Origin of the sequence: Cupriavidus numazuensis, assembly GCF_905397435.1 — a bacterium.
Classification (GTDB): domain Bacteria; phylum Pseudomonadota; class Gammaproteobacteria; order Burkholderiales; family Burkholderiaceae; genus Cupriavidus; species Cupriavidus numazuensis.
In genome coordinates this window covers 34,744-60,612 of record NZ_CAJPVI010000042.1, presented here as the reverse complement: position 1 = coordinate 60,612, position 25,869 = coordinate 34,744, and the positions used below count along the sequence as shown (strand labels likewise).

Annotated in this window: 25 protein-coding genes; 9 read left to right on the top strand and 16 right to left on the bottom strand. The window is 64.8% G+C overall.

The window, feature by feature from the left end; all coding sequences use genetic code 11:
• Positions 1 to 936: 936 nt before the first annotated feature.
• The 4 genes from KHO41_RS28325 to KHO41_RS28310 all read right to left on the bottom strand — a co-directional run bounded on the left by KHO41_RS28325 (position 937) and on the right by KHO41_RS28310 (position 6,133).
• Complete coding sequence (locus tag KHO41_RS28325) at positions 937 to 2,064, bottom strand: 2-aminoethylphosphonate--pyruvate transaminase (protein WP_211956561.1); 1,128 nt, start codon at positions 2,062 to 2,064, stop codon at positions 937 to 939.
• A 69-nt stretch (positions 2,065 to 2,133) separates the two neighbouring features.
• Positions 2,134 to 3,876, bottom strand: coding sequence for a putative 2-aminoethylphosphonate ABC transporter permease subunit (locus tag KHO41_RS28320; protein ID WP_244874067.1), 1,743 nt, complete (start codon positions 3,874 to 3,876; stop codon positions 2,134 to 2,136).
• A complete protein-coding gene (locus KHO41_RS28315) occupies positions 3,873 to 5,003 on the bottom strand; it encodes a putative 2-aminoethylphosphonate ABC transporter ATP-binding protein (RefSeq protein WP_211956560.1) in 1,131 nt (376 codons plus the stop codon). The genes KHO41_RS28320 and KHO41_RS28315 overlap by 4 nt, the downstream gene beginning before the upstream one ends.
• A 104-nt stretch (positions 5,004 to 5,107) precedes the next feature.
• A complete protein-coding gene (locus KHO41_RS28310) occupies positions 5,108 to 6,133 on the bottom strand; it encodes a putative 2-aminoethylphosphonate ABC transporter substrate-binding protein (protein WP_211956559.1) in 1,026 nt (341 codons plus the stop codon).
• A 171-nt stretch (positions 6,134 to 6,304) separates the two neighbouring features.
• Between KHO41_RS28310 and KHO41_RS28305 the strand changes: the two genes are divergently transcribed.
• From KHO41_RS28305 to ald, 4 genes are all read left to right on the top strand, one after another.
• Complete coding sequence (locus KHO41_RS28305; protein ID WP_211956558.1) at positions 6,305 to 6,994, top strand: phosphonate utilization associated transcriptional regulator; 690 nt, start codon at positions 6,305 to 6,307, stop codon at positions 6,992 to 6,994.
• 29 nt (positions 6,995 to 7,023) lie between these two features.
• Positions 7,024 to 8,259 carry a phosphonoacetate hydrolase gene (phnA, locus tag KHO41_RS28300; RefSeq protein ID WP_211956557.1) on the top strand — a complete coding sequence of 412 codons (1,236 nt, stop codon included), beginning with the start codon at positions 7,024 to 7,026 and terminating at the stop codon, positions 8,257 to 8,259.
• Between the two features lie 99 nt (positions 8,260 to 8,358).
• Complete coding sequence (gene phnY, locus KHO41_RS28295) at positions 8,359 to 9,801, top strand: phosphonoacetaldehyde dehydrogenase (protein ID WP_211956556.1); 1,443 nt, start codon at positions 8,359 to 8,361, stop codon at positions 9,799 to 9,801.
• Positions 9,802 to 9,853: 52 nt separating this feature from the next.
• A complete protein-coding gene (gene ald, locus KHO41_RS28290) occupies positions 9,854 to 10,972 on the top strand; it encodes an alanine dehydrogenase (RefSeq protein WP_211956555.1) in 1,119 nt (372 codons plus the stop codon).
• A 77-nt stretch (positions 10,973 to 11,049) separates the two neighbouring features.
• Here ald and fliR read toward each other — a convergent pair whose 3' ends face one another.
• From fliR to fliL, 7 genes are all read right to left on the bottom strand, one after another.
• Positions 11,050 to 11,835, bottom strand: coding sequence for a flagellar biosynthetic protein FliR (gene fliR / locus KHO41_RS28285; protein WP_211956554.1), 786 nt, complete (start codon positions 11,833 to 11,835; stop codon positions 11,050 to 11,052).
• 30 nt (positions 11,836 to 11,865) lie between these two features.
• Positions 11,866 to 12,135 carry a flagellar biosynthesis protein FliQ gene (gene fliQ / locus KHO41_RS28280; protein WP_211956553.1) on the bottom strand — a complete coding sequence of 90 codons (270 nt, stop codon included), beginning with the start codon at positions 12,133 to 12,135 and terminating at the stop codon, positions 11,866 to 11,868.
• Positions 12,136 to 12,157: 22 nt separating this feature from the next.
• On the bottom strand, positions 12,158 to 12,955 hold the full coding sequence (gene fliP / locus KHO41_RS28275) for a flagellar type III secretion system pore protein FliP (protein WP_211956552.1): 798 nt from the start codon (positions 12,953 to 12,955) through the stop codon (positions 12,158 to 12,160).
• On the bottom strand, positions 12,952 to 13,401 hold the full coding sequence (fliO, locus tag KHO41_RS28270) for a flagellar biosynthetic protein FliO (RefSeq protein WP_211956551.1): 450 nt from the start codon (positions 13,399 to 13,401) through the stop codon (positions 12,952 to 12,954). Before fliO ends, fliP begins: the two co-directional genes overlap by 4 nt.
• The gene (fliN, locus tag KHO41_RS28265; protein ID WP_211956550.1) at positions 13,398 to 13,826 is read right to left on the bottom strand and encodes a flagellar motor switch protein FliN; all 429 of its coding nucleotides are present in this window, start codon (positions 13,824 to 13,826) and stop codon (positions 13,398 to 13,400) included. The genes fliO and fliN overlap by 4 nt, the downstream gene beginning before the upstream one ends.
• A complete protein-coding gene (gene fliM / locus KHO41_RS28260) occupies positions 13,819 to 14,832 on the bottom strand; it encodes a flagellar motor switch protein FliM (RefSeq protein ID WP_011301989.1) in 1,014 nt (337 codons plus the stop codon). Before fliM ends, fliN begins: the two co-directional genes overlap by 8 nt.
• Positions 14,833 to 14,988: 156 nt before the next feature.
• A complete protein-coding gene (fliL, locus tag KHO41_RS28255; RefSeq protein ID WP_211956582.1) occupies positions 14,989 to 15,483 on the bottom strand; it encodes a flagellar basal body-associated protein FliL in 495 nt (164 codons plus the stop codon).
• Between the two features lie 450 nt (positions 15,484 to 15,933).
• On the opposite strand from fliL, the gene acnB reads away from it, so the two are divergent.
• Positions 15,934 to 18,525 (top strand): bifunctional aconitate hydratase 2/2-methylisocitrate dehydratase, encoded by a 2,592-nt coding sequence (gene acnB / locus KHO41_RS28250; protein WP_211956549.1) that lies wholly within the window; start codon positions 15,934 to 15,936, stop codon positions 18,523 to 18,525.
• 626 nt (positions 18,526 to 19,151) lie between these two features.
• On the top strand, positions 19,152 to 19,976 hold the full coding sequence (locus KHO41_RS28245; protein ID WP_211956548.1) for an alpha/beta hydrolase: 825 nt from the start codon (positions 19,152 to 19,154) through the stop codon (positions 19,974 to 19,976).
• Between the two features lie 291 nt (positions 19,977 to 20,267).
• Here KHO41_RS28245 and KHO41_RS28240 read toward each other — a convergent pair whose 3' ends face one another.
• Entirely contained in the window at positions 20,268 to 20,459 is a 192-nt protein-coding gene (locus KHO41_RS28240; protein ID WP_211956547.1) for a YjfB family protein, read from the bottom strand.
• A 189-nt stretch (positions 20,460 to 20,648) separates the two neighbouring features.
• Here KHO41_RS28240 and KHO41_RS28235 point away from each other — a divergent pair, with 189 nt between their 5' ends.
• Positions 20,649 to 21,335 (top strand): hypothetical protein, encoded by a 687-nt coding sequence (locus tag KHO41_RS28235; RefSeq protein WP_211956546.1) that lies wholly within the window; start codon positions 20,649 to 20,651, stop codon positions 21,333 to 21,335.
• A 101-nt stretch (positions 21,336 to 21,436) separates the two neighbouring features.
• Here KHO41_RS28235 and KHO41_RS28230 read toward each other — a convergent pair whose 3' ends face one another.
• Positions 21,437 to 21,862, bottom strand: coding sequence for a TOBE domain-containing protein (locus KHO41_RS28230; RefSeq protein WP_211956545.1), 426 nt, complete (start codon positions 21,860 to 21,862; stop codon positions 21,437 to 21,439).
• Positions 21,863 to 22,058: 196 nt separating this feature from the next.
• Here KHO41_RS28230 and KHO41_RS28225 point away from each other — a divergent pair, with 196 nt between their 5' ends.
• Positions 22,059 to 22,919, top strand: coding sequence for a helix-turn-helix transcriptional regulator (locus KHO41_RS28225; RefSeq protein WP_342344478.1), 861 nt, complete (start codon positions 22,059 to 22,061; stop codon positions 22,917 to 22,919).
• Positions 22,920 to 22,937: 18 nt separating this feature from the next.
• Here KHO41_RS28225 and KHO41_RS28220 read toward each other — a convergent pair whose 3' ends face one another.
• From KHO41_RS28220 to KHO41_RS28210, 3 genes are read right to left on the bottom strand one after another with little or no spacing between them, the layout of a single operon-like run.
• Complete coding sequence (locus tag KHO41_RS28220; protein ID WP_244874066.1) at positions 22,938 to 23,423, bottom strand: RidA family protein; 486 nt, start codon at positions 23,421 to 23,423, stop codon at positions 22,938 to 22,940.
• Positions 23,420 to 24,289: a PhzF family phenazine biosynthesis protein gene (locus KHO41_RS28215; protein WP_211956544.1), complete on the bottom strand. Its 870-nt coding sequence runs from the start codon at positions 24,287 to 24,289 to the stop codon at positions 23,420 to 23,422. The genes KHO41_RS28220 and KHO41_RS28215 overlap by 4 nt, the downstream gene beginning before the upstream one ends.
• Positions 24,282 to 25,265, bottom strand: coding sequence for a Bug family tripartite tricarboxylate transporter substrate binding protein (locus KHO41_RS28210; protein ID WP_211956543.1), 984 nt, complete (start codon positions 25,263 to 25,265; stop codon positions 24,282 to 24,284). The genes KHO41_RS28215 and KHO41_RS28210 overlap by 8 nt, the downstream gene beginning before the upstream one ends.
• Positions 25,266 to 25,467: 202 nt before the next feature.
• Here KHO41_RS28210 and KHO41_RS28205 point away from each other — a divergent pair, with 202 nt between their 5' ends.
• Positions 25,468 to 25,863 (top strand): c-type cytochrome, encoded by a 396-nt coding sequence (locus KHO41_RS28205; protein WP_211956542.1) that lies wholly within the window; start codon positions 25,468 to 25,470, stop codon positions 25,861 to 25,863.
• The last annotated feature ends 6 nt before the right edge of the window (positions 25,864 to 25,869 follow it).

The window sequence follows — 25,869 nt, the reverse complement described above, 5'->3', positions numbered from 1 at the left end:
GGCACCGCGCAGAGCCGCAGTACCGATAAAAAAGGGTCTTCGCCGAATTGTGGGGTTGTCGCTCTTGGCGGACGCTGTTGTTTCGCCGGCGTAGCCGGCGACCTCCTTTTGTCCGAGCGACAAAAGGAGGCAAAAGCGCGTTTACGTGGTCAAACAAGGGCTCAATGCCATTGGGGCATCAGAGGACCGCTGGACTGCCTGCCGCGTAGATGATCGGGGTGGGACAGCGCGTACGAGCGAACCCGGATTACGGAGTGGTCCCTACTAACAACGCCTTCACGGGGACGCCTACGGCTGCGCTACGCGCGGCTCGGAGTAAGTCCGGTGAAGTCTAGTCCTAACCTCGCCTCAGTGACGAAGCCTCGGGCGCATTGCATGCGCGTAGAGACAGGACATCAGGAACTGGAAGGGGGACTCCGGCGCCAGCCACGCTGATGAGCTTGCCCCCAGACGACGACGCGCGCGCAGCGCAGCCGAAGGCGTCCCACCACCGCCCTGCTTGAAACGCTGTACCCGAGTCCGTCTTGGGGATCGTCCAAAAGCCGTGCCGCGCAAGGCACAGGTTCTGACTCACATGGCGTAGCAGGGTCGAACGGCCGACCACCATCGCAGGCGTCCAAAGCCCCTTGAACCACTGCCGCCGTGGAATTGATGGCCAGCGGCAACGACGCGCTTTTCTGCCTACTCTTTTGTCGCTCGGACAAAAGAGTAGGTCGCCGGCTACGCCGGCGAAACAGCGGTGCGAGCCACGAGCGATACCTCAATCTCATCCACAGAACCCCCGCCGGCTACGCCGGCGAGCCAGCAGCGCATGCCAAGCGCCATCACCCGCAATTCGTCGAAGAACCAAAAAAATGGCCAGGACCGCATCGGCTGCTTTGCCGGTGCGTCCTGGCCATGTCAGCCAAGCTCAAATCAATCGTCCAGGCTTTCCCGTCACGCGTCGACGGTCGTCCCGACCTCGACGCCCATCCCGGCCAGCACTTCGCCGATGGCCTTCACCGCGCCGGGGATGCCGGCGTCTCCGAAATGGCCGATGCATCCCACGCGGAAGGTCTCGATCTCGGTCAGCTTGCCCGGATACAGGATGTAGCCGCGCTGCTTGACGGCCTGATAGAAAGTCTTGAAGTCATAGCGCGGGTCGGCCGGCGCATGGAACGTGACGATGATCGGGGCCTGCACCTTGCGCTCCAGGTAGGGCTTCAGGCCAAGCACCTCCATGCCATCCACCAGTAACTGGCAGTTGCGAGCGTAGCGCGCGCCGCGTGCCGGGAGTCCGCCTTCTTCCACATATTGCTGGAGCGCCTGGTCAAGCGCGGCGACCACGTGCGTCGGCGGCGTGAAGCGCCACTGCGTGGTCCGTTCCATGTATTTCCACTGGTCATAGAGGTCGAGCGAAAGGGAATGGCTGTTGCCTTCGCAGCGCTCCAGCGCCGTGCGCCGCGCGATCACGAAGCCCATGCCCGGCACGCCTTCCAGGCATTTGCCGGAGGCCGCAATGACGGCATCGAACGGGGTAGTGCGAGCGTCGATGTCGATCGCGCCGAACGAGCTCATCGCATCGACGATCAGGCCGCGCCCATGCCGCGCCACGACCTGGGCGATCTCGTCCAGCGGGTTGAGCACGCCCGTGCCGGTTTCGCAGTGCACGACCGCGACGTGGGTGATGGTGCTGTCCGCAGCTAGCTGGCGGTCGATATCCGCAGCCCGCATCGGGCGGTCCTCGGCATAGTCGATGGTGGACAGGCGCCGGCCAAGGGTCTTGCAGATCCTGGCGATGCGCTGGCAATAGGCGCCGTTCACAGGCACCAGCACATGGCCGTCGCGCGGCACCAGCGTGCCGATGGCGGCCTCCACGGAGAAGGTACCGCTGCCCTGCAGGGGCACGCATTCATGCGTGCCTTCGCCGTGGGCGATCGCCAGCACCTGCTGGCGAATGCGGGCGGTAATGGCGTTGAAGTCAGTGTCCCACGAGCCCCAGTCGCGCAGCATGGCCTGGCGCGTGCGGTCAGATGTGGTGAGCGGGCCGGGAGTGAGCAGGATGGGGTAGGGCGTGGCGGTCATGGGTGTCTCCTGACGTTGGGTTCTGGTCTGTTGGCTTGTCGGTATCTCGGTTTCTCGGGATAGCGGCGCTCAGTGGCGGGCCAGGTCGCGCCAGCCCTGCGTGCGTCGCAGCAGCACACGGGTGCAAAGGGCATAGACCACGCAGATGGCGGTGGATGTCAGCACGATCAGGCTGGCAAGAGCGGCCGCGGGGCCGATGTCGCCGGCATCGTCCATATGCATGATGGCGACGGAGGCGAGGATGGTTTCCGGCGTGTAGAGGAAGATCACGCACGACAGCGTCGACATCGACACCACGAAGTAATAGCGGGCGATGTCCAGCACCGCAGGCAGGCATACCGGCAGCGTCACGCGCAGGAACGTGCGCCATTGCGGCACCTTGAGCGAGGCCGAGACGGCTTCGAACTCGTTATCGATCTGCTTGAGCGCGGTGATGGCCGTGAGGTGGCTCGACGTGTAGTAGTGGATGATGGTCGACTGGATGACCAGGATCATCGTGTTGTAGAGGAAGTTGAGCGGGTTCGACGGGTGGTTGAAGAAGATCACGTAGCCCAGGCCCAGCACCAGACCCGGCACGGCCATCGACAGCACGGCCAGGAAATGCATGACCGGCCGCATCAGCCCGAGGTTGCGGGTCTTCTCGATCAGGTAGGCGCCGGTAAAGACAATGAGCGAGCCCGACAGCGCCGTGGCGGTGGCGAGTACCAGGCTGTTCTTGTAGGCGCTGGCCATGTCGCTTTCGAACAGCACGATGTGGTAGTTCTGCAGGCCCAGCGTCAGGTCGTAGGGCCACAGCTTGATCAGCGAGGTATAGATCGCCATGCCGACCACGGCGAGCAACAGCGCGCAAACCAGCATGCAGTAGCCACCGAGCAGCGCGTTGGCCCAGGCATTGGGCTTGGGCACGTAGGGCACCGAACGCGCGGTGAGCTGGGCGCGCAGCTTGCGGCGTACCACGGCGTCGATCATGAACGAGAGGACGGACGGCACCAGCAGGAGCACACCGACTACCGCGCCCATCGAAAAGTTCTGCTGGCCGATCACCTGCTTGAACACATCGATGGACAGCACGTTGAAGTCACCGCCAATCACCTTGGGCGCGCCGAAGTCGGAGATGACATAGGTGAACGTCACGGTCGCCGCGCTGATCAGGCCGTACTTGCAGGAGGGCAGGGTTACGCTGAAGAACTTGCGCCGGGTACTGGCGCCGAGCGCGCTGGCGGCTTCGTAGAGGCGGCCGTCGGCGAGCGACAGCGCCGTGACAAGAATCATCAGTGCATGGGGGAAGGTGTTGTAGACCTCCGCGATGATGATGCCCCGCGCGCCGTAGATCGATGCTCCGCCAAGCAGCGGCTTGAGCACGCCCTGGTTGCCGAACCACTGCACGAAGGAGATGGCGGAAAGCAGGGACGGGGCCAGCAGCGGGATCAGTGCAATCAGCCGGAACACTGCCTTCAGCGGCGCCGGCAGCGTGCTGCGTGTCAGCGCATAGGCGAAGACGAAGGCCAGTGGCACGGAGATGCCGACCACGCTCGCGGCCAGCATCACCGAGTTGCGTGCCGACTGCAGCAGCGACGGTGTCCGGATGTAGGCGGCGAAGTGGGCCAGTCCGACAAAATGACCGTCGCGATCGAGCACGGCATTGGCCAGGATGGCGCACATCGGCGCCAGCAGGAAGAGGAACAGCGCTACCAGCACGCAGGCCAGCACCGCGCGCGCGATGATTTCGTCCCAGTTCCAGCGGGCCAGCCAGCTTGTCGTGGTGGCTTTGGGCGCCTGGGACGGCATCTGGGGAAGGGCGATCTCTTTCATCGTTTTGCTCCAGTCGCTGCGAAGGCCTGGATGCGGCTGGCACGCAGCGCAATGCGCAGGGGCTGGCCGGCGCGGATGCCGTGATCGTGGAACTGGTCGAGGGTGAACTGCAGGCACAGCGACTGGCCGCCAAGGTGCTCGCAGCTCGCCTCGGCCATGCAGGTGTCACCGAGGAACTCGACCTTCTCGATGTTGACGGTCAGCTGGTTGGGCGTGTCGCCGCCGAACTGGCCGATGTGGCGGTCTTCGGGGCGAAGGTAGAGATTGACGGCCGTGCCGGGCTCGAATTCGCGGCTGCAGCCCTCGCAAGTCAGTTCCAGCGTGCCCACGCGGAAGCGCCGGCCCCCGAGCGCCGTGCCGGCCAGCACGTTCACGCGCCCGACAAAGTCCGCCACGAAGGGTGTGGCCGGGCGTTCGTAGACCTCCAGCGGCGTGCCGACCTGCTCGATGACACCATGGTTCATGACGACGATCCGGTCGGCCATGGACAGGGCCTCTTCCTGGTCGTGCGTGACCATGATGGTGGTCACGCCCACTTGCTGCTGCAGGCGCCGGATCTCGCCGCGCAGGCGCACGCGTTCGAGCGCATCGAGCGCGGACAGGGGTTCGTCGAGCAGCAGCAGGCCCGGTCGGGTTGCCAGCGCACGTGCCAGCGCGACGCGCTGCTGCTGGCCGCCCGATAGCTGGCTGGGGTACTTGCGCCCGGAGCTCGGCAGGCCTACCAGGTCGAGCAGTTCCTGCACCCGCTGCGCGATCTCGGCCCGGCCGGTGCGACGGTTCACGAGGCCATAGGCCACGTTATCGGCGATCGTCAGGTTCGGGAACAGCGCATACGACTGGAACACGATGCCGTAGTCGCGCCTGGCGGGAGGCAAGGCGGAGATATCGCGCCCGAGCTGGAGGATGGTGCCGGCGGTCTGCTTCTCCAGTCCGGCAATGATGCGCAGCAGCGTAGTCTTGCCGCAGCCCGACGGGCCGAGGAAGCACAGCATCTCGCCCTGGTAGACGGTCAGGTCGATATGCCGCAAGGCGGTGAAGGTTTCGAATTCCTTGCGCACGCCCTGGATCTCGAGGGCGGGCACGCTGCCGGCGCGCGTGGCGACGAACTTGGCGCTGGTCATTTCCATGGGGGTCCCCACAATGTGGTGATGGCTGCGATGGCCATGGCGATGGCGATGGCGGTAACGAGCAGTACTGAGTCGGGAGGCGGCGAGCGCCTCCCCGGCGTGGCTTACTTGGCTTCAGCCTTGCTGTCGTAGCGCTTGCTCCACTCGGCCAGGATGCGCGAGCGGTTCTTGGCGGCCCACTGGAAGTCGTTGCGGGCGAAGCGGCTTTCATAGTTGGGCGGAATGCCGTCCAGTGGTTTGGCGATGCCGGGGTAGGCCACCACGGCCCACCAGGTAGAGCTGATCTGGTTCGCATCGCGGCTGGCCATCCAGTCGGCGAAGCGCCTGGCCTCGGGCAGCTTCTTGGTCGTCTTCATGATGCTGGTGGCCTCGATGTCCCAGCCCAGGCCTTCGGTCGGGAAGATCAGGTCGACCGGGGCACCGGACTTGCGCACCTGGTGACCGCGGAATTCGAACGAGATGCCGATCGGGAATTCGCCGGTCGCCGCCTGCTTGCACGGCTTGGAGCCGGAGTGCACATACTGGGCGATGTTCTCGTGCAGGCCGTCCATGTACTTCCAGCCATCGGCCTCTCCCCACATCTGCAGCCAGGCCGCTACATCGAGGTAGCCGGTGCCGCTCGAAGCCGGGTGCGGCATCGTGATGCGGCCCTTGTAGATCGGCTTGGCCAGATCCTTCCAGGTTTCCGGCTTGGGCAGGCCCAGCTTCTGCGCTTCCACGCGGTTGAAGCAGATCGTGGCCGCCCAGACGTCCATGCCGACCCACTGCGGCGGCCGCGCGGTATCGGAATAGTTGGAGGTCAGTTGCTGGAAGCCCTTGGGCTCGTAGCCCTGCAGCATGCCTTCCTGTGACAGCAGCACCAGGCTGCTGGCGGCCAGCCCCGCTACCACGTCAGCCTGCGGGTTGGCCTTTTCGGCCAGCAGGCGCGCGGTCACGATGCCGGTGGAGTCACGTACCCAGCGCACTTCAATATCAGGGTTGGCTTTCTCGAAGCCGTCCTTGTAGAGCTTCATCGCGTCCGTTTCCAGCGCTGTGTAGACCGTAAGCGTGGTCTTTTGCTGCGCGGAAGCGATGCCTGTCGTGCATACCAGCGCGGAGGCGCAAAGCGCCATGGCGAGGGGATTCTTCATTCTCGGTCTCCTGTTAGTCAGATCTGTTGTCTGCGCTACGCCTTCCGCGGTATGTCGTGGCGCACCCTGCGGTAAGATGAACTCAATGTAGAACGTAGTCTGCAGACTGTCAACGTAAGATTGAAAACTGTTGACAATCTACAGATTGGAAACTTTAATGGAGCCATGGGAATGACCGACGCCATCCAACTATTGCGTTCAAGCTCGCTGCCGATGCTGGTGCAGGAGGAAATCGAACGCCTGATCATGACCGGCGAACTGCCACCGGGCACGCGTATCAACGAGAGCGATATCGCTGCGCGCTTTGGCACCAGCCGCGGTCCGATCCGCGAAGCGCTGCGCGCGCTGGAGGAAGCGGGGCTGGTCCGCAACGAGAAGAACCGCGGGGTCTTCGTGCGCGAGATTTCGGTGGAAGAGGCCGATGAGATCTATGAACTGCGCGAGGCCCTGGAGGAAATCATCGGCAAGCGGGTGGCGCAGCGCGTCAACCCGACGCTGGTGAGCGAACTGAACCAGTTGTTGGGGGCCATGGAAGAGGTCGCCAACAAGAAGGAAGCGGCCGAGTACGCCTCGCTGAACCTGCGGTTCCATGAACTGCTGCTGGAACACGCGGGCAGCAACAAGCTGACCGAGACCTACCGGCGGCTGGTGAAGGAGCTGCACCTGTTCCGCATGCAGGCGCTGACCCAGGGCGGAGGGCTCGATGTGTCCGCCGACGAACACCGCGCGATCGTGGACGCCATTGTGGCGGGCAATGCCCGGCATGCCGGCGCCGCGTTGCGCGCACACGTGGCCGCCAGCCGCGTACGCATGCTCAAGGCGCACCGCAAGGTGCATCCGGAAAGCAACAAGGAACCATGAGCTGACGCTCATCACCAAGGGGATTGGAAATGGGAACGACCAAGGCTGAACGCATTGAAGTCAATGGCAGGACCTACCGCTGGATGAACCGCCCGGTGGTCGTGGTATGCGTGGACGGCTGCGCGCCGGAATACCTGCACGCTGCTACCGAAGCAGGCGTGGCACCTTTCCTGCGGAAGGTCATGCAGCACGGCACGAGCCTGCTGGGCGACTGCGTGATCCCCTCGTTCACTAACCCCAACAACCTGTCCATCGTCACAGGCGCGCCGCCGTCGGTCCACGGCATCTGCGGCAACTATTTCTTCGATCGGGAACTAGGCGCCGAAGTGATGATGAACGATCCCAAGTACCTGCGCGCTGGCACCGTGCTCGCGGCCTTCGCGAACGCCGGGGCCAAGGTGGCCGTGGTCACCGCCAAGGACAAGCTGCGCAAGCTGCTCGGCCATGGCATGCATGGCATCTGCTTCTCGTCGGAAAAGGCCGACCAGGTCACGCAGGAGGAAAACGGCATTACCGGCGTCGTGGAGATGGTGGGTATGCCGGTGCCGTCGGTCTACAGCGCCGAGCTGTCCGAATTCGTGTTTGCCGCTGGCGTCAAGCTGATGGAGCGTGAGCGGCCCGACCTGATGTATCTGTCCACCACGGACTACGTGCAACACAAGGCAGCCCCGGGCAGCCAGGCCGCCAACGCCTTCTACAAGATGATGGACGGCTACCTGGGCCAGCTCGATGCGCTGGGCGCCACCATCGTGCTGACCGCCGACCATGGCATGAACGACAAGCACGGCGCCACCGGCGAGCCCAACGTCATCTACCTGCAGGATCAGCTCGACAACTGGTACGGCGAAGGCACCGCCCGCGTGATCCTGCCCATTACCGATCCCTACGTGGTCCACCACGGCGCGCTGGGCTCGTTTGCCACCATCTATACGCCGGACGCCGAGAGCGCCGCCCGCTGGATTCCGCGGATCGCCGACATCGACGGCATGGAAAGCGTGCTCACCCGCCAGGAGGCCGCCGAGCGCTTCGGGCTGCCGCCAGACCGCATCGGCGACATCGTCGCGGTCTCGCGCCAGAACGTCGTGATCGGCACATCGAAGTCCAGGCATGACCTGTCCGGCCTCGACGCGCCGCTGCGCTCCCACGGCGGGGTGTCGGAGCAGGTCGTGCCGCTGCTGTGCAATCGGTCGATGGTTGGCTTGCAGCCGAACCGCCGCCTGCGCAACTTCGACGCACTCGACCTCGCGTTGAACCACGCCGCCTGACGGCGCCTTCCAGCATTCCTGCCTGCTGTCCTGACACGCCCCTCGCGCAGGGGCGGGGGGACAGTCGCGCCTGCCGACCGAGATCAACAGGAGACAACCATGAGCACGCCAGCCACTTCCAACATCCGCCATGAAGCGCTGCGCATTGCCGGCGAAAAGGTCTATCGCGATCGCGTGATCGAAGTGACCTATCCCTACACCGGGGAAGTCATCGCCACCGTGCCGAAGGCCAATATCGAAGACGTGCGCCGCGCCCTGCGCATCGCGCACCAGTACCGCCCGACCCTGACCCGCTACGAGCGCTATCGCATCCTGATGCGCGCCGGCGAGCTCATCGCAAAGCGCAAGGAAGAGATCGCGACGCTGATTACGCTGGAATCAGGACTGTCGATGAAAGACACCCTTTACGAGGTCGGCCGCGCTTCCGACGTGCTGCTGTTCGCCGCCAACCAGGCACTTGTGGACGACGGCCAGGTTTTCTCCTGCGATCTCACGCCCCATGGCAAGAGCCGCAAGGTCTATACGCTCAAGGAACCGCTGCTGGGCGCCATCTCGGCCATCACGCCATTCAATCACCCGCTCAACCAGGTGATCCACAAGGTCGCGCCGGCCGTGGCGACCAACAACCGCATGGTCCTCAAGCCGAGCGAGAAGACGCCGCTGGCTGCCTTCGCGCTGGCCGACATCCTCTATGAGGCCGGCCTGCCGCCGCAGATGCTGTCGGTGGTCACCGGCGACCCGCGCGAGATTGCGGACGAGCTGCTGACCAGCCAGTACGTGGATCTCGTCACCTTCACCGGCGGCGTGTCGATCGGCAAATACATCGCGGCCAAGGCAGCCTACAAGCGCCAGGTGCTGGAGCTGGGCGGCAACGATCCGATCATCGTGATGGAAGATGCCGACCTCGAAGAAGCCGCCACGCTGGCAGCGGGCGGCTCGTACAAGAACTCCGGTCAGCGCTGCACGGCAGTGAAGCGGATGCTGGTGCAGGAGTCCGTGGCCGACCGCTTTGTCGAACTGCTGGTGGCCAAGACGCAGGACGTGAAGTACGGCGATCCGCTGGATCCCGCTACCGATATGGGCACAGTGATCGACGAGGCCGCGGCCATCCAGTTCGAGTCCGTGGTGAATGCCGCCATCGCCGGTGGTGCGCGCCTGCTCGCGGGCCACAAGCGCGACGGCGCGCTTTACGCGCCTACGGTGCTCGACCATGTGGACCCGGAAATGGCCGTGGTCAGGCACGAGACCTTTGGCCCTGTCTCACCGGTGATCCGCTTCAAGGATATCGACGACGCCATCCGGATTTCCAACGGCACGGCCTACGGGCTGTCGTCGTCGGTCTGCACCAACCGGCTCGACCACATCACGCGCTTTATCCGCGAGTTGCACGTGGGAACCGTCAATGTCCGCGAAGTCCCGGGCTACCGGCTCGAGATGACGCCGTTCGGCGGCATCAAGGACTCCGGGCTGGGCTACAAGGAAGGCGTGCTCGAAGCGATGAAGAGCTTCTGCAATACCAAGACCTACTCGCTGCCCTGGTAAGACGGCGGCGCCACCGTACCGGATTTGCACACCATTCAAACAGGAGACAGCAATGAGGATCGGAGTACCGAAGGAAATCAAGAACCATGAGTATCGCGTCGGCCTGACGCCATCGTCGGTGCGCGAGATGACGGCACACGGCCACCACGTGCTCGTACAGACGACGGCCGGCGCTGGCATCGGCGCGAGCGATGCCGATTACCGCAAGGCCGGTGCCACCATCGTCGATACGGCGCAGGAGATCTTCGCCAACGCGGAAATGATCGTGAAGGTCAAGGAGCCGCAGGCCAACGAGCGCGCCATGCTGCGCGAGGGGCAAATTCTCTATACCTACTTGCACCTGGCGCCGGATCCGGACCAGTGCGCCGATCTGGTCCGCAGTGGCGCGGTCTGTATTGCGTATGAGACCGTCACCCAGGCCGGCGGCGGCTTGCCGCTGCTGGCGCCGATGTCGGAGGTCGCCGGCCGCATGTCGGTGCAGGCCGGGGCACACTGCCTGGAGAAGGCGCGCGGCGGCATGGGCGTTCTGCTCGGCGGCGTGGCGGGCGTGGAGCCGGCCAAGATCGTGATTCTCGGCGGCGGCGTGGTGGGCAGCAATGCGGCGCAGATCGCCGTGGGTACAGGCGCCCACGTGGTGGTGATCGACCGCAATATCGACGTGCTGCGGCGCATGGACCGCTTGCTGGGCGCCCGCGTGATGACGGTCTACTCCAACCAGGATAACGTGGAGCGCCACGTGCTGTCGGCCGATCTCGTCATCGGCGGCGTGCTGATTCCTGGCGCGGCCGCGCCCAAGCTGGTGACGGCCGGCATGGTGGACGCGATGAAGCCGGGTTCGGTCATCGTGGATGTGGCTATTGACCAGGGCGGCTGCTGCGAGACCGCCAAGGCGACGACGCACGCGGATCCGACCTATCTGGTCGGCCAGGTGCTGCACTATTGCGTGGCCAATATGCCGGGGGCGGTGCCGCGTACCTCGACCTACGCGCTCAACAACGCCACGCTGCCATTCGCCCTGCAGATCGCGGACAAAGGCTGGAAGGCGGCATTGGCGGACAATCCGCACCTTGCCAACGGCCTGAACGTGGCGTTCGGCAAGGTGACATGCAAGGAGGTCGCGCACGATCTTGGCTATGAGTGCCACGATGCTGCGCAACTGCTGGCGCATTGAGAGGGTGCCGAACTAATCGGCCACTGTGAGGAAATCGCGTCCCGCCATGTCCGGCGGGACGATTCGCCACGCGCGCCTCAGCGCGCGAACTGGCTCAGCACCGTGTTCACCGCGTCCAGTCCCGCTTCGATCATGTGCTGCATGTAGCTGCCCATCTGCGGCATGACCAGGGCCAGCACGAGAAGACCGCCCGACAGCGTGACCGGGAAGCCGACCGCAAAAATCGACAGCTGCGGCGACGCGCGGTTCAGAATGCCCATGGCAAGGTTCAGCGTCAGCAGCGCGGCGATCATCGGCAGCGCGAGCAGCAGACCGGACGAGAACACCATGCTGCCTGCACGCGCGACGGCATGCCAGCCTTCGCCGGATACCGGCGTAGCGCCGATGGGCAGGCCCTGGAAGCTGTCGACCAGCGCGCCAAGCATCAGCAGGTGGCCATCCATGGCCAGGAACAGCAGCACGGCGATGATATTGAGGAAGCGCGCCAGCACCATGGTCTGTCCGCCGGCGGCGCGGTCGAAGAACGAGGCGAAGCCCAGGCCCATCTGCATGCCGATGATTTCACCAGCCTGCTGCACGATCGCGAACACCAGCCGCATGGTGAAACCCGTGGCCAGCCCGATGCCAACCTCGTTGAGGATGATGATCAGGCCTTGCCAGGAGTAGACCGGCACTACGGGCAGGCTGCCGAGCGTGGGCGAGACCACCATCGCGATGAGCGCAGCCAGGCCCACCTTGACGCGGCCAGGAATGGTCGATTCACCGAACAGCGGCGCCGTGCCGATCAGCGCGAGCAGCCGGAAGAACGGCCACAGGAAGGCCGCGATCCAGCCATAGAGCTGCGCGTTGGTGACTTCGATCACGGCGGGATGCGGGTGGCGGCAACGACGGCGTCAGTGCGCCATCGCAGGAATGCTCTGGAGGATTTCACGCATGTAGTCCACCATGGCGTTGATCATCCACGGGCCGGCCAGCACCAGCGTGGCGAACAGCGCGATCAGCTTCGGAATGAAGGTCAGCGTCATTTCGTTGATCTGCGTGGCGGCCTGGAACAGGCTCACCACCAGGCCGGCGGCAAGGGCCACCAGCAGCGGCGGCGCCGCCAGCATCAGCGTCATCTTCATCGCGTGGGCCGCGATGGTCATTACGGTTTCCGGAGTCATGGCCAGGTTCAGTCGGGGCGGGTCAATTCATGAAGCTCTGCGCCAGCGAGCCCAGCAGCAGCTGCCAGCCATCCACGAGCACGAATAGCATCAGCTTGAATGGCAGCGAAATCGAGGCGGGCGGCACCATCATCATGCCCATTGCCATCAGTACGCTGGCGACGACGAGGTCGATGACAAGGAACGGGATGAAAATCGTAAAGCCGATCTGGAACGCGGTCTTGAGTTCGCTCGTGACGAAGGCCGGAACCAGAATGCTCATCGGCACCTCTTCGGGGCCCTGCATTTCCGGCGCCTTGGCCATCTGCGCGAACATGGCGAGATCCTTCTCGCGGGTCTGCTTGAGCATGAAACCCTTGAGCGGCTCCGCCGCCTTCGCCATCGCGGTCTCGAGGCTGATCCTGTTCTCGGACAGCGGCTTGTAGGCGTCGTTGTAGACGCGATCAAGCACGGGGCTCATCACGAAGAAGGTCAGGAACAGCGACAGGCCCACCAGTACCTGGTTCGGCGGCGACGATGCCGTGCCGAGTGCGTTGCGCAGCAGCCCCAGCACGATGACGATGCGGGTGAAGCCGGTCATCATCAGCACGGCCGCCGGCAGGAAGCTGAGCGAGGTCAGCAGGACCAGCGTCTGGATCGACAGCGACCAGATCTGGCCGCCGCCCGGGCCGGGTTTGCTCGTTACGCCGGGCAGCGCCTGCGCGAGCACGGGGGCCGGCGTGAGTGCCAGCGCCAGCACGGCCACCAGTAGCGCGCTGCCGATGGCCAGCGCTTGGAATTGCGTCTTGCGCCGCGGTGTGGCGGCGCGCTCGGTGTTCATGACTTGAAGTTTTCCTGCATCGAGCGCAGCAGCTTTTCGGCAAAGCTGCCGCCGGAAGTCTTGCCGCCGGGGCCGGACGGCGCCGATGGCGTCGCCTGTCCTGCCGGCATGCTGTGCAAGGTGCGGATTTCGCCAGCGCTCACGCCGAGCACCAGCCAGGTGTCGCCCACCTCGACCAGCACCAGCCGCTGGCGCGCGCCGAGCATGGTGCTGCCGATTACCTTCATCATGCCCTGCGGGCCGTGGCGCACCAGGCCTGCACGGCGCGCCACCCAGGCGAGCCCGAGGATCAGCGCAATGACGCCGAACAGCCCGAGCCCGGCCTGCGCCAGGCTGGCCGCGCCGCTGATGGCGGGGCTACCGCCTTCGGCTGCATGGGCCAGGCATGGCGCGCCGACCGCCGCGAGCGGCAGGACGGCACGCCGCAGGCGGGCTACGGCGTTCATTTGTTGAGTTTGCGGATGCGTTCGGACGGCGTGATGATGTCCGTCAGGCGGATGCCGAACTTGTCGTTCACGACCACCACCTCGCCCTGCGCGATCAGGTAGCCGTTGACCAGCACGTCCATCGGCTCGCCGGCCAGCCCGTCCAGTTCCACCACGGAGCCCTGCGCAAGCTGCAGCAGGTTCTTGATGGGCACCTTGGTGCGGCCCAGCTCGACCGTGAGCTGTACGGGGATATCGAGGATCATCTCGATATCGTTCTGGAAGCCGCTCGGTGCTTCCTTGGCCAGCGGCGGGAAGACGGTGGCGGTGGCCGGGATGGCGGCCGCTACCGGGGCTTCGGCCGCAGTGGCGCTGGTCTGTTCCGCCAGCGCGCTGGCCCAGTCGTCCATCGGATCGACCGGCTTGTCCTCGATGCCGTCAGTCATGATCGGTTTCCTTGTTGGAATCGCTGTCTTGGTGATTGATCATTCGCTCTACCCGCAGCGCGTACTGGCCGTTGATCGTGCCGAATCCGCATTGCATGACGGGCACGCCGTTCACCTTGCCGAACACGTGCTCCGGCAGCTCGATCGGCAGCACGTCGCCGGCGCGCAGCGCCAGGACTTCCGCCACGGTGCTTTGCACGTGCGTGAACTCGGCCACGACTTCCACATCGGCCGCGCGCAACTGCGTGGACAGTTTCGCGAGCCAGCTCTTGTCGACCTCCTTCTCGTCCTGCAGCGGATTCATCAGCAGGTCCTTGAGCGGCTCGATCATGGCGTAGGGCAGGCAGACATGCAGCTGTCCGCCCACGGCGCCCAGTTCGATGTGGAAGGCGGTGGTGATCACGGCCTCATTGACCGTGGCGACGTTTGCAAACTTGGTGTGCATCTCGGAGCGGACGTATTCGGTCTCGATCGGATACACGGTGCGCCAGGCATTGCCGTAGCTGGTCAGCGTCATCTCCAGCATGCGCTGGATGATGCGCTGCTCGGTCTGGGTGAAGTCACGGCCTTCCACGCGGGTGTGGAAGCGGCCGTCGCCGCCGAACAGGTTGTCGACCACCAGGAACACCAGGTTCGGGTCGTACACGAACAGTGCCGTGCCACGCAGCGGCTTCATGTGGACCAGGTTCAGGTTGGTCGGCATCGGCAGGTTGCGCGCGAAATCGCCGAACTTCTCGATGCGCACGCTGCCCACGGTGATGTCCGCGCCGCGGCGGATGAAGTTGAACAGCGCCGTGCGCAGCGAACGCGCAAAGCGTTCGTTGATGATCTCGAGCGTGTGCAGCCGCCCGCGGATCACGCGTTCCTGCGTGGCGAGGTTGTACGGGCGCACGCCGCCCTCGTCGGGCGCGGCGGGCTCGCTCGCCTTGGGCGTGTCGGCTTCGCCGGAAACACCCTTGAGCAGCTCGTCTACCTCGTCCTGCGAGAGGAACTTGTCATAGGCCATCTGGTGTCCTGCCCCTTATGCTGCGGTGTGAATCGAACTGTCCATATCCACGTCAGCGCGCACGGCGGCCCGCAAGCATGCGGGTGCGTTGGTGGCGGTGCTGAAAGGCGGATGGCAGTTTCATATCGGGTTGGCTGTCGGGGCAGGGCAAAGTGCTTACTGCACCACGAAAGAGGTGAACAACACGTCGAGCACGCGCTGCGGCGGCAGTCCCGTCGCGAACGGCTGATTGATCGCGTTGCGGATGTCGTCGGCCAGCTTGCGCTTGCCTTCCACCGTGGCGAGATCCGCCGGTTGCCGGGCTGACAGCAGCAGCAGAATGCGGCTGCGGGCTTCGGGCAGGTACTGGGTCATGCGCGCCTGCGTGTCGGCGTCCGCCACTTTCAGGGACAGGCCGGTATGCAGGAAGCGATCGCCGTCCTCGCCCTTGAGGTTCACGGTGAAGGCGTCCAGCGGCACGAAGATGGGCGGCGGGATCACGGGCGCGGCCGGTGCAGCGGGTGCCGCGGGCTGCCGGTTGCTCAGGATGTTGCCCAGCACGAATCCTCCGGCGCCCAGAGCCAGGATCAGCACGCCGCCGCCAATCAGCAGCATGCGGCCTCGCTTGCTTGAGGTGCCGCCAACCTGGGAAGGAGAAGCCGTGTTCGCCATGAGAAGCCTGTATCGGAATGCCTGCCATTCTTGCGGAATCGCAGGCCAGCAAAGGGCCGAAAAAAAGGGAGAAACCCTTTCAGCTTGGCCGTTTGAGCGGAAAGGGAGCAGGCATGGCTGCGCCAGCCGGCGTGCGGTGCGCGCCTGCTGCATGGTTAACGCGTATTGCCCGCGGAACTTGAGTTGCCGGTGCGCACCCCACGCCGGCCGAGATCGGCGGGGGTTTTGGGCTGATGCCAAATGCCTGGCGCCGTCATCAATCCCTACTACACTACTCGGGTAGTCGATCATGCTGGTCGACAGATTCACTAGTTTGTAAGTGGTTGTTTGGAAAGAGATTTTTATTTTTCACTCTTATATAAGATATAAGACATTTGACCGGGGCGGCGCTTCCGACTACAATCGCGACGTCAACGGAATTTCTACAACCTAATTACTAAGCAGGTTCCCATGCTTGAAAACTATCGCGCCCATGTTGCCGAACGCGCCGCGCTTGGCATTCCTCCGCTGCCGCTGTCGGCAAAGCAGACCGCCGAGCTGGTCGACCTGCTGAAGAATCCGCCGGCCGGCGAAGAACAGGTCCTGGTCGACCTGATCACCAACCGCGTGCCCGCCGGCGTCGATGATGCCGCCAAGGTCAAGGCTGCCTTCCTGGCCGCCGTCGCCCAGGGCAAGGACAGCTGCAAGCTGATCTCGCGCGCCAAGGCGACCGAACTGCTGGGCACCATGCTCGGCGGCTACAACATCGCCCCGCTGATCTCGCTGCTGGCCGATGCCGAAGTCGGCACCGTCGCCGCTGAGGCGCTGAAGAAGACCCTGCTGATGTTCGACGCCTTCCATGACGTCAAGGAACTCGCGGACAAGGGCAACGCCAACGCCAAGGCCGTGCTGCAAAGCTGGGCCGACGCCGAGTGGTTCACCAGCCGCCCGGAAGTGCCGCAAAGCCTGACCATCACCGTGTTCAAGGTGCCGGGCGAAACCAATACCGACGACCTGTCGCCGGCCCCGGACGCCACCACGCGCCCGGACATCCCGATGCACGCGCTGGCCATGCTGAAGAACAAGCGCGAAGGCGCGGCGTTCCAGCCGGAAGAAGACGGCAAGCGCGGCCCGATCCAGTTCATCCAGTCGCTGGCCGAAAAGGGCAACCTGGTTGCCTACGTTGGCGACGTGGTTGGTACCGGTTCGAGCCGCAAGTCGGCCACCAACTCGGTGCTGTGGTTCACCGGTGAAGACATCCCCTTCATCCCGAACAAGCGCTTCGGCGGCGTGTGCCTGGGCAGCAAGATCGCCCCGATCTTCTACAACACCATGGAAGACGCCGGCGCGCTGCCGATCGAGCTGGACGTGTCGCAGATGGAAATGGGCGACGTGGTCGAACTGCGCCCGTACGAAGGCAAGGCCCTGAAGAACGGCGCAGTGATCTCCGAGTTCAAGGTCAAGTCCGACGTGCTGTTCGACGAAGTCCGCGCCGGCGGCCGCATTCCGCTGATCGTGGGCCGTGGCCTGACCGCCAAGGCACGCGAAGCGCTGGGCCTGGCCCCGTCGACGCTGTTCCGCCTGCCGCAGAACCCGGCCGATACCGGCAAGGGCTTCACGCTGGCGCAGAAGATGGTCGGCCGCGCGTGCGGCCTGGCCGAAGGCCAGGGCATCCGTCCGGGCACGTACTGCGAACCGAAGATGACCTCGGTGGGCTCGCAAGATACCACCGGCCCGATGACCCGTGACGAGCTGAAGGACCTGGCCTGCCTGGGCTTCTCGGCCGACCTGGTGATGCAGTCGTTCTGCCACACCGCCGCGTATCCGAAGCCGGTCGACGTCAAGACGCACCACACGCTGCCCGAGTTCATCTCGACCCGCGGCGGTATCTCGCTGCGTCCGGGCGACGGCGTGATCCACTCGTGGCTGAACCGCATGCTGCTGCCCGACACCGTTGGCACCGGCGGCGACTCGCACACCCGCTTCCCGATCGGCATCAGCTTTCCGGCCGGTTCGGGCCTGGTCGCCTTTGCCGCTGCCACCGGCGTGATGCCGCTGGACATGCCGGAATCGGTGCTGGTCCGCTTCAAGGGCAAGATGCAGCCTGGCGTGACCCTGCGTGACCTGGTCAACGCGATCCCGCTGTACGCGATCAAGCAAGGCCTGCTGACCGTGGCCAAGCAAGGCAAGAAGAACATCTTCTCGGGCCGTATCCTCGAAATCGAAGGCCTGCCCGACCTGAAGGTCGAGCAAGCGTTCGAACTGTCGGATGCTTCCGCCGAGCGTTCGGCCGCCGGTTGCTCGGTGCACCTGAACAAGGAACCGATCATCGAATACATCAACAGCAACATCACGCTGCTGAAGTGGATGATCGCCCAGGGCTACCAGGATCCGCGCAGCCTGCAGCGCCGTATCGAAGCCATGCAAGCGTGGCTGGCCAAGCCGGAACTGCTGGCTCCGGATGCAGACGCCGAATACGCAGCCGTCATCGAGATCGACCTGGCCGACGTGCATGAGCCGATCGTGGCCTGCCCGAACGACCCGGACGACGTGAAGACGCTGTCGGAAGTCGCCGGCGCCAAGATCGACGAAGTGTTCATCGGTTCGTGCATGACCAACATCGGCCACTTCCGTGCCGCTTCGAAGCTGCTGGAAGGCAAGCGCGACATCCCGGTCAAGCTGTGGGTGGCTCCGCCGACCAAGATGGACCAGAAGCAGCTGACCGAGGAAGGCCACTACGGCGTGTTCGGCACGGCTGGCGCGCGTACCGAAATGCCGGGCTGCTCGCTGTGCATGGGTAACCAGGCACAAGTGCGCGAAGGCGCGACGGTGATGTCGACCTCGACCCGCAACTTCCCGAACCGTCTGGGCAAGAACACCAACGTGTACCTGGGCTCGGCCGAACTGGCCGCGATCTGCTCGCGTCTGGGCAAGATCCCGTCGAAGGACGAGTACATGGCCGATATTGGCGTCATCAACCAGAATGGCGACAAGATCTACAAGTACATGAACTTCGACCAGATCGAGGACTTCAAGGAAGTCGCTGATAGCGTGAACCTGTAAGGTTCTCCGCTGCACCCAGACGCCGCCCCACCACCAATGACCGCCCCCTGTCTGCGGGGGCGCCATTGGCGACAACGGATGCATAGTCGGGTGTGAGAATTTTGCCTTGGGCAACCCTTGTGGTTGCCCTTTCTTTTTTGTTCAGCCGGCCGACCATCGCCGGGTAATCGCCTAGCGTGCTGGTGCCGGAGGGGTGCGCGTGTCGCGCTCGGACCGCGGTGCCGGATACTGGTCATCGCTTGTCGCGATTGGCTGACGAGGCGGAGGCGGCGTCGATGCGGTATCTCGCGGAACGCCCTCGCAGCCACCGAGGGCGAGTGCCACCCCGACGAGAATCGTAGGCCCGACCATCGCGGCGCCGAGGACGCGGCAAGCGCGAAACACCTGGAGGCAGGACATGGCAAGGCTCCTAGTCGTTCTGTCAAAAGTTTAGGCGAACCGTCTTGTCTTCGCCTGACTCTGGCCGCAGGCCACCATCAGTGACGGTACTGGCGTACCATCATCGACGGAGCCGTCGTTTGCGAGTTTTTTCGCTTTCCGACGATACCGCAAGTGGGCGCATGACGTTAGCAAGGGCTCTTCCTATGCAAGTTCGGCTAGCCTTAAGAAAAACGCCGCACATTGCCGTGCTGATCTACTGCCTGCTTTTGGTGTGGATGTATGTGCGCCAGGATCACTTCATCTACTTCCCGGTGACGGCCGACCAGTCACTGTGGCGGGAAAAGGCGGGGGAAGCCAAAGCCCAGATCATTCCGGGCTTGAATGCGATCGTGGTCGAGCCCCCAGTCGTTGATGCATCGACAAAGACAGCGCTCTTCTTTCACGGAAACGATGGCGATGCCTTCGAGCGTCTTGGCCTGGCCAAGGTCTTCAACACCCGGGGATACCGCCTTGTTCTGGCCGAGTATCCCGGCTTTGGCCCCAACCCGGGAAAGCCGTCACAGGCCACCATCGTTCCCTCTGCGATGGCCTTGATGCGCGAGATTTCGCAGCGCTGGCCTGGACGCGTGACACTTGTCGGTGAGTCTTTGGGGAGTGGCGTGGCGGCGCAAATTGCCGCTGCCATGCCTGAGCGCGTAGACAAGCTGGTGCTGATCACGCCGTTCACCAGTCTGCGAGAGACAGCGGCTCATAAGATGTGGTTTATTCCGGTCCGCCTGCTATTGAAATCTCCGTTTGATTCCAGCGCGGCGCTCGCGAACTATCATGGGCTTTCCGCCGTGCTGGTAGCCGGTCAGGACGAACTGGTGGGTCCTCAGGCGGGACTGACGCTTCAAAAGCAACTCGCCAGCCGGGGGACATCCACGCTACTCGTGTTGCCCATGGCGACGCACGATACCTGGATATCCGACATTACGGAGGAGCACTGGGACCTGCTACTCATGGCTCGCACCGCGATAAGTTCCGCCCATCCAAGGGTTGCCGGCAGCTCCGGCAACCCGGCGCCCTGATGCCTCTCCAGGCGACCGGCCGCTAGCGGCTCTTCAACTGCAACGGGAAGTTCAGGCGATCAAGCCAACCGAGCAACTCTGCCGCCCGGAAAGATTGGAACTTCCCGCAAAGCGCGAGGAGCAGATCCGATGGCGATGTCCCCAGCATGGCCGCGGCGTCCGACAGCGTCAGCCCGGCGGCCCGAATCAGACGCCGGCATCTGGCCTGCAGGAAAAAAAATGAAAGCCCCGCGAACGCGGGGCTTTTCTTGCGTATCGGCGGCGTCGCACCAGCAACACCGCGGTCCGGACTCAGACCTTTACGTCGATGTTCTGGCCAAGATGGGGCGGGTTGCTGGCGACCGGTGCTGCGGCGGTCGCCGACTGCACCAGGCTGGCCACGCTCTGGGCCTGCAGGTCCAGCGTCTTGCGCAGCATCAGCAGCGATACCTGATCCGAGCCCGGATCGGCGGCATTGAGCGCGCTGACAATGGATGTGCTCATGTTTTCAGTTCCTGAAAAGGGTTGAAGGATAAGCGGCATTCCCGGCATCGCAGCCAGGACGCCCGCCTCAGGGTTTTCGTCCGGAACTTGTCCTGCCTTGAGTGCCATCCCGCATCGCGGGATACCCGCTGGCTCCGTGGGTGTTACCTACAATACGGTTTGGCCCCCCGCAGCGAACGGAGACCGCGTATGCGCACCCTGGATTTCAGTTCCTGGCAGGGGCTGCTGTTCTCTTTGGCCGGACTCGCCGTCATCACGCTGATGGGCGTGGGCATCCGGCTGCTGCTGATGCAGACGGTCCAGCAGCGCCGCGAACGCGAGAATCGCCAGATCAACGAACGCCTGCGCACCCTGATTGCAGCATACAAGGCGCTAGGCGGATCGTTCACAGGCAACCTGGCCGTTGACCCTTCGCATCTGCGCGAGCTGCGGCTCCAGGCCGAACGAGCAGGTACGGCGCCCGCGCCGGAGGCCGGCGCGCAGCCGGCAATCCAGGGCGGCCTGCCGGCCACCGACCGTGCCCGCCGTATCCGCGATGCGGTCGAGGCGGCGCTGTCCGACGTGATCCTGCTTGGCACCGAAGAGCAGGTGCGGCTGGCTGCTGCTGCCGCGAGCGAACTCGTTGCCGGACGTCCGGTGCATACCGCGGAACTGGTCGTTTCGCTGCGCAACTTTATCCGCGATGTGCTCGATCTCGATCCGGTGCCGCGCGAGATCGCGATCCCGAGACAGGGACCGACACGGCCCGGCGCTACGCGGGGCAAGGGAGAGGGCGGGGCTGGCGGCGCTGGCGGAGGGAAAGGTGGTGGAGGCGGCGGCATGGGCCTTGGCCTCGGGGGCCGCGCGGACAGCGACGACCAGGAGCATCATCGCTAGCACGTTTCCCCACTACGTCGAGCGAGAGCCGCGCCAGGCCATTGCGGTCAACCGCATGGTCATGAACCCCTGGCGAGCCTGAGCTGCCGAGTCTTTGCGACTCAGTCCACCGCCACGATCACGCTGGAAGCCTTGAACACCGCCACCGCGGCCTTGCCTACGGCCAGTCCGAGCCGGTCGCTGCTGCTGTTGGTGATGATCGCGGAAATCGCCAGGCCCTTGTCGTCGGTAATGGTCACGTCGGTATTGACCGCGCCCTTCTTGATATCGGTGACCTTGCCGCTCACTGCGTTGCGGGCCGACACCTTGCTGGCATCCACATCGACCATGACGATCACCGACGTGGCTTTGACCATCGCCGCCGCCTTCTTGCCGGGGGCGAGCGCGAGCCGCGTGGCGCTTTCGCTGGTCACCGTGGCGACGATCTCCTGGCCGCCGGCCAGGCGCAGGATGACTTCGTCATTGACCGCGCCGTGGCGGGCCTGGGCGACTTCGCCGGAGAACTGGTTGCGTGCGCTGGTGATCATGGTGTGTTTTCCTTGTTCAGACGGACTTGAGTTGGCGTCGACCTCGCTAGCACATGCCAGCGGGGCGTTCCTGTCCGGGCAGCGACAGTGTGCCTGTTCACAGAGCCGTCGGGAAGGGTGGGGCAGGACCGCTTGCCGATAGCGCAGATTCAAAACCCGCCATGTGGCGTCCTGGATATTCTGGTATGGAGATTGCATGCCTGCGCCGGCAGCTTCGGCGTCCAAAGCCGGCACGCCGCGTATGATCGATGGCATTCCGATTCTCCGTCCCCGGGAAACGCCTGCGATGGCCGCCGCTCCGCATCTGTCACCGAAGCTCCACCTGACCGCGACACATGGGTTTGCGCTGCACGACAGCCGCCAGCCCGGTTTCCGCCGTGAATGGCACATCCACGACTGCGGCATGCTGCTGTGGCCGCGCATGGGCCGGCTCCGGACGTTGTGGGACGAAATGCCCGGCGAGTCCGATGGCCCGCATGCCGCCACGCTCGTGCGCGGCACTGCGGTGCTGTTGCCAGCGTCCACGTCCCACCTGACGGCGTCCGAGCCCGGACGCCAGCAGCACGGCGAGCTCTATCTGCCGCCGGATCGCCTGGCCGGGTGCCGGCCGTTCGGCGCGGTCAGGCTGGACGCGGCAACCATTGCGATGCTCGAGGCACTGCTTGCGCCGACGATTTCCGCGTCGAGCGCATCGTGGCTGGTGCGTGCCATCGTCGAGCAGATCATGGCGAGCCGGCCGCTGGCGATGCCGGAGGAACCCGCGTCGCTGGCGTTGCGCATGGTACGCCGCTTCACCGTTGCGCTCGAGCGCGATTTGCGCCTGCCGTCGGTCGATGCCGTGGCCGCGGAACTCGGCGTATCGGTCCGCCATTTGCAGCGCGCCTGCCGGATCGAGTTCGGTGTCAGCCCCGTAGCGGTCCGGCGACGCATGCTGGCGACCCATGCGCGCGCACTGATCGCAGCGGGCTGGTCAGCGGCCAGCGTCAGCGTGCATCTCGGCTTTGCCTCCAGCGGACATCTGCATCGGCTGCTGCGTGAGTTGCCCGATGCGCCATAGCCGCGGTATCCGGTAGCGTCAGGCGGCGGTCACGATGGCATCGATCTCGATTTCCGTCCATGCGCAGTCAGGCAGGCTGGTCACACCAAGCGCGCTGCGTGCGGGGAGCGGCTGATCGGGGAACGCGACGCGCAAGACAGCGGAGGCCGCGTCGAGCACCGCCGGGTGGCCGGCGAAGTCAGCCGAGGCGCGGATGAATCCGCGCAGACGGACGATCTGCGTCACGCGCGACAGCTCGCCATCGCATGCCAGCCGCAGGGCAGCAAGCGCGTTGAGCATCGAGACTTCGGCAGCCCGGCGCGCGGGCTCCAGGTCGTCGCGGGTCTGGCATAGCCCGGACATGGCCACGCCGTCCTCGCGACAGACCTGCCCGGAGATCGACACCCAGCGGCAAGGGCCGAACGGTATCGCGCAGAAAGGCGCGTAATTGCCGCGCGGTGTGGGCACCGCGGGCAGATCAAAGCCGGCGGCGAGAAGCCGCGCTTCAGGTGTGTCGATCATCATTTCTGGCTCCATGCTGCCTTGCCGCTGAGCCAGCAGCCGTCAGGCTCGCCATCATCTGAGCGGCGTGGCGCAACGAGGATTTCCGACGGGCTGCCCATGGCATCGCCCTGCCATATTGCGATGGGCCCAGCGGGCGCGCCATCGCATGCTAGCGCACCTTCGCCGGCCAGGTATCCCCAGAGCGCGGCGGCCGCAATGCCGGTGGCGGCGTCCTCGGGGTAGCCTGAGGATTTCGGAAACTGCCGAGCGTGAACCACGGGTCGGCCATCGTTCTGCGGCGTGCCGAATGCATACGGATAGAGCCCGGTCGAGCCGATGGCAGCGCACAACGCTTCCATTGCCGGGAAGTCGGGTTGCAGGCCATCGAGTTCTGCCACGGACGGCAACGCTACGAGAGTCTTCACGCGGCTGGTCGCGGCGTTGACGATCGTGCGGGTCCCCGGAGGCAGACCGAGCGTTTCGGCCACTCGCGCACTCGCGTGCGCATCGAGTCTTTCGGTGCGCACCTCCGGCTGCGAGATCCACACGCATTCCCGTGCCGCGTCCCAGTAGGCCAGCACCACACCACTGATGGTCGCGATGCGCGCAGTTGGCGTCGTCCAGCGGCCCCACTGGCGCAATGCCCACAGCGTGCCGACGGTTGCGTGGCCGCACATCTCCATTTCGTGCAGCGGGACGAAGAAGCGGAAGCGCCAGTCGCAGCCGGCGTCGTCGCCCGGCAGGACGAACGCGGATTCATGCCCGTATGCGGCGGCGACGGCCTGCATCTGGGCCGCGCTCATGCCGCGGGCGTCGGCAACCAACGGCACCGGATTGCCACCGCCGACACCACGCACAAAGACCCGGATCAGGCTGACGTCACTCACCGGTCGCTCCTACGGACTTCGCAATGGCGCCCCAGTAAGGGATGTCCTTCTGCACGGTGGCCCGCAGTGCTGCCGGCGTGCCGGGACGCGCGGTCACGCCCTTGCTCTCCAGATCGTTCGCGACAGCCTTGTCGCCAAGCACCTTGTTCAGTGCCGTATTGAAGCGCGTGACGATGGGCTCGGGCGTTCCCTTCGGGAAGACGATGCCGTACCAGAGTTGTTGTTCGAAGCCTGGCACACCCTGACTCGCGAACGTGGGTACATCGGGCAGGAGCGCCGTAGGGGCGGTCGTCGCGATCGCGGCGATCTTTCGTGCCTTGATATACGGTGCGAGACCGACGGGGTTGTCGAACATGAATTGCACCTGTCCGCCGATGAGGTCGGTGTAGGCAGGCGCCGCGCCGCGGTAGGGCACGTGGACCAGCGGCGTGCCCGCGAGCTTCTGGAACTGCTCGCCCATCAGGTGCGACACGGTGCCTACGCCTACCGAACCGAAGCTGTGCTGCGACTTGTCGGCCTTGAGCCTGGCGAGCAGCGCCTTGACATCGGTGGCCTGCCACGCCTGGTTGACCGCGAGTACATACGGCGACGTGCCGATGAATCCCGCGTAGGCGAAATCCTGAGCGGGGTTGTAGCCGAGCTTCGGATAGAGCGCCACGCTCACTGCATGCGTGCTCGTGGTGACCACACCGGCGGTGTAGCCATCGGCCGCCGCACGTGCCACGTAGCCGGATCCGATCGTGCCGCCGGCACCACTGCGATTGTCGATCACGACCGGCTGGCCCAGTTCCCGTTGCAGCATGGGCTGGATCGAGCGGACCACCAGGTCCGTGCCGCCGCCGGCGGGGAACGGCACAACCACGGTGACGGGTTTGGTCGGCCATGTCTCGGCGTAGGCAGGGCCGAAGCAAAGGCCCGCGGCGATCGCCAGCACGGCGCGGCGGACCTTGCAGGATGGAATGGATGGAATTGGCACGTGCAGTCTCCTTGTCTGAATGGAAGGAGTCTAGGAACGTGCGCAGCCATTCTCGAACCAGAACACGACAGGTTCGATCCGAAAAGCGGCTGGCTGCCGATCGCGCGCTTGTCTGACGTGCGGTGGCGCGCATCGCGCTATCATGCGGGCCTGTCCATCCGGGCCATCCGGACCATCCGGACCCCACTCCGACGTACGACTCATGCATCACGCTGTACCGCGCCTGCTGCCTGCGCTGACTTGCCTTGCCGTGGCTTTTGCCGCTTCCGCCGCTTCTTCCGCATCAGCCGCCGACATCCAGGCCGGCAAGGAACTGTTTTCTACCCGCTGCGCGTCGTGCCACAGTGTGGGTCCGTCCGCACGCGCGGCCTTCGGCCCGCAGCTCAACGCTGTCTTCGGCCGGCGCGCGGGCAGCACTGCAGACTATCGCTATTCGCCGGCCATGACCGCATCCGGCGTGGTGTGGACGGCCGACACGCTGCGCGCGTTCATCAAATCGCCGGGCAAGGTCGTGCCGGGTACGCGCATGCGCTTCTGGGGCATCGGCAACGACCAGCAGATCGACGACCTGCTGGCCTACCTGCAGACTTACCGGTAGACGTCC

Bases quoted from the DNA above. Each gene is read 5' to 3' on its own strand.
- fliL (WP_211956582.1), bottom strand. From the start codon at position 15,483: ATGGCGAACACGGCTTCTCCTTCCCAGGTTGGCGGCACCTCAAGCAAG.
- fliO (WP_211956551.1), bottom strand. From the start codon at position 13,401: ATGAACGCCGTAGCCCGCCTGCGGCGTGCCGTCCTGCCGCTCGCGGCG.
- fliP (WP_211956552.1), bottom strand. From the start codon at position 12,955: ATGAACACCGAGCGCGCCGCCACACCGCGGCGCAAGACGCAATTCCAA.
- KHO41_RS28240 (WP_211956547.1), bottom strand. From the start codon at position 20,459: ATGAGCACATCCATTGTCAGCGCGCTCAATGCCGCCGATCCGGGCTCG.
- phnY (WP_211956556.1), top strand. From the start codon at position 8,359: ATGAGCACGCCAGCCACTTCCAACATCCGCCATGAAGCGCTGCGCATT.
- KHO41_RS28325 (WP_211956561.1), bottom strand. From the start codon at position 2,064: ATGACCGCCACGCCCTACCCCATCCTGCTCACTCCCGGCCCGCTCACC.
- fliQ (WP_211956553.1), bottom strand. From the start codon at position 12,135: ATGACTCCGGAAACCGTAATGACCATCGCGGCCCACGCGATGAAGATG.
- KHO41_RS28235 (WP_211956546.1), top strand. From the start codon at position 20,649: ATGCGCACCCTGGATTTCAGTTCCTGGCAGGGGCTGCTGTTCTCTTTG.
- ald (WP_211956555.1), top strand. From the start codon at position 9,854: ATGAGGATCGGAGTACCGAAGGAAATCAAGAACCATGAGTATCGCGTC.
- KHO41_RS28315 (WP_211956560.1), bottom strand. From the start codon at position 5,003: ATGGAAATGACCAGCGCCAAGTTCGTCGCCACGCGCGCCGGCAGCGTG.
- acnB (WP_211956549.1), top strand. From the start codon at position 15,934: ATGCTTGAAAACTATCGCGCCCATGTTGCCGAACGCGCCGCGCTTGGC.
- KHO41_RS28305 (WP_211956558.1), top strand. From the start codon at position 6,305: ATGACCGACGCCATCCAACTATTGCGTTCAAGCTCGCTGCCGATGCTG.
- KHO41_RS28220 (WP_244874066.1), bottom strand. From the start codon at position 23,423: ATGATGATCGACACACCTGAAGCGCGGCTTCTCGCCGCCGGCTTTGAT.
- KHO41_RS28230 (WP_211956545.1), bottom strand. From the start codon at position 21,862: ATGATCACCAGCGCACGCAACCAGTTCTCCGGCGAAGTCGCCCAGGCC.
- KHO41_RS28310 (WP_211956559.1), bottom strand. From the start codon at position 6,133: ATGAAGAATCCCCTCGCCATGGCGCTTTGCGCCTCCGCGCTGGTATGC.
- fliM (WP_011301989.1), bottom strand. From the start codon at position 14,832: ATGGCCTATGACAAGTTCCTCTCGCAGGACGAGGTAGACGAGCTGCTC.
- phnA (WP_211956557.1), top strand. From the start codon at position 7,024: ATGGGAACGACCAAGGCTGAACGCATTGAAGTCAATGGCAGGACCTAC.
- KHO41_RS28320 (WP_244874067.1), bottom strand. From the start codon at position 3,876: ATGAAAGAGATCGCCCTTCCCCAGATGCCGTCCCAGGCGCCCAAAGCC.
- KHO41_RS28225 (WP_342344478.1), top strand. From the start codon at position 22,059: ATGCCTGCGCCGGCAGCTTCGGCGTCCAAAGCCGGCACGCCGCGTATG.
- KHO41_RS28205 (WP_211956542.1), top strand. From the start codon at position 25,468: ATGCATCACGCTGTACCGCGCCTGCTGCCTGCGCTGACTTGCCTTGCC.
- fliN (WP_211956550.1), bottom strand. From the start codon at position 13,826: ATGACTGACGGCATCGAGGACAAGCCGGTCGATCCGATGGACGACTGG.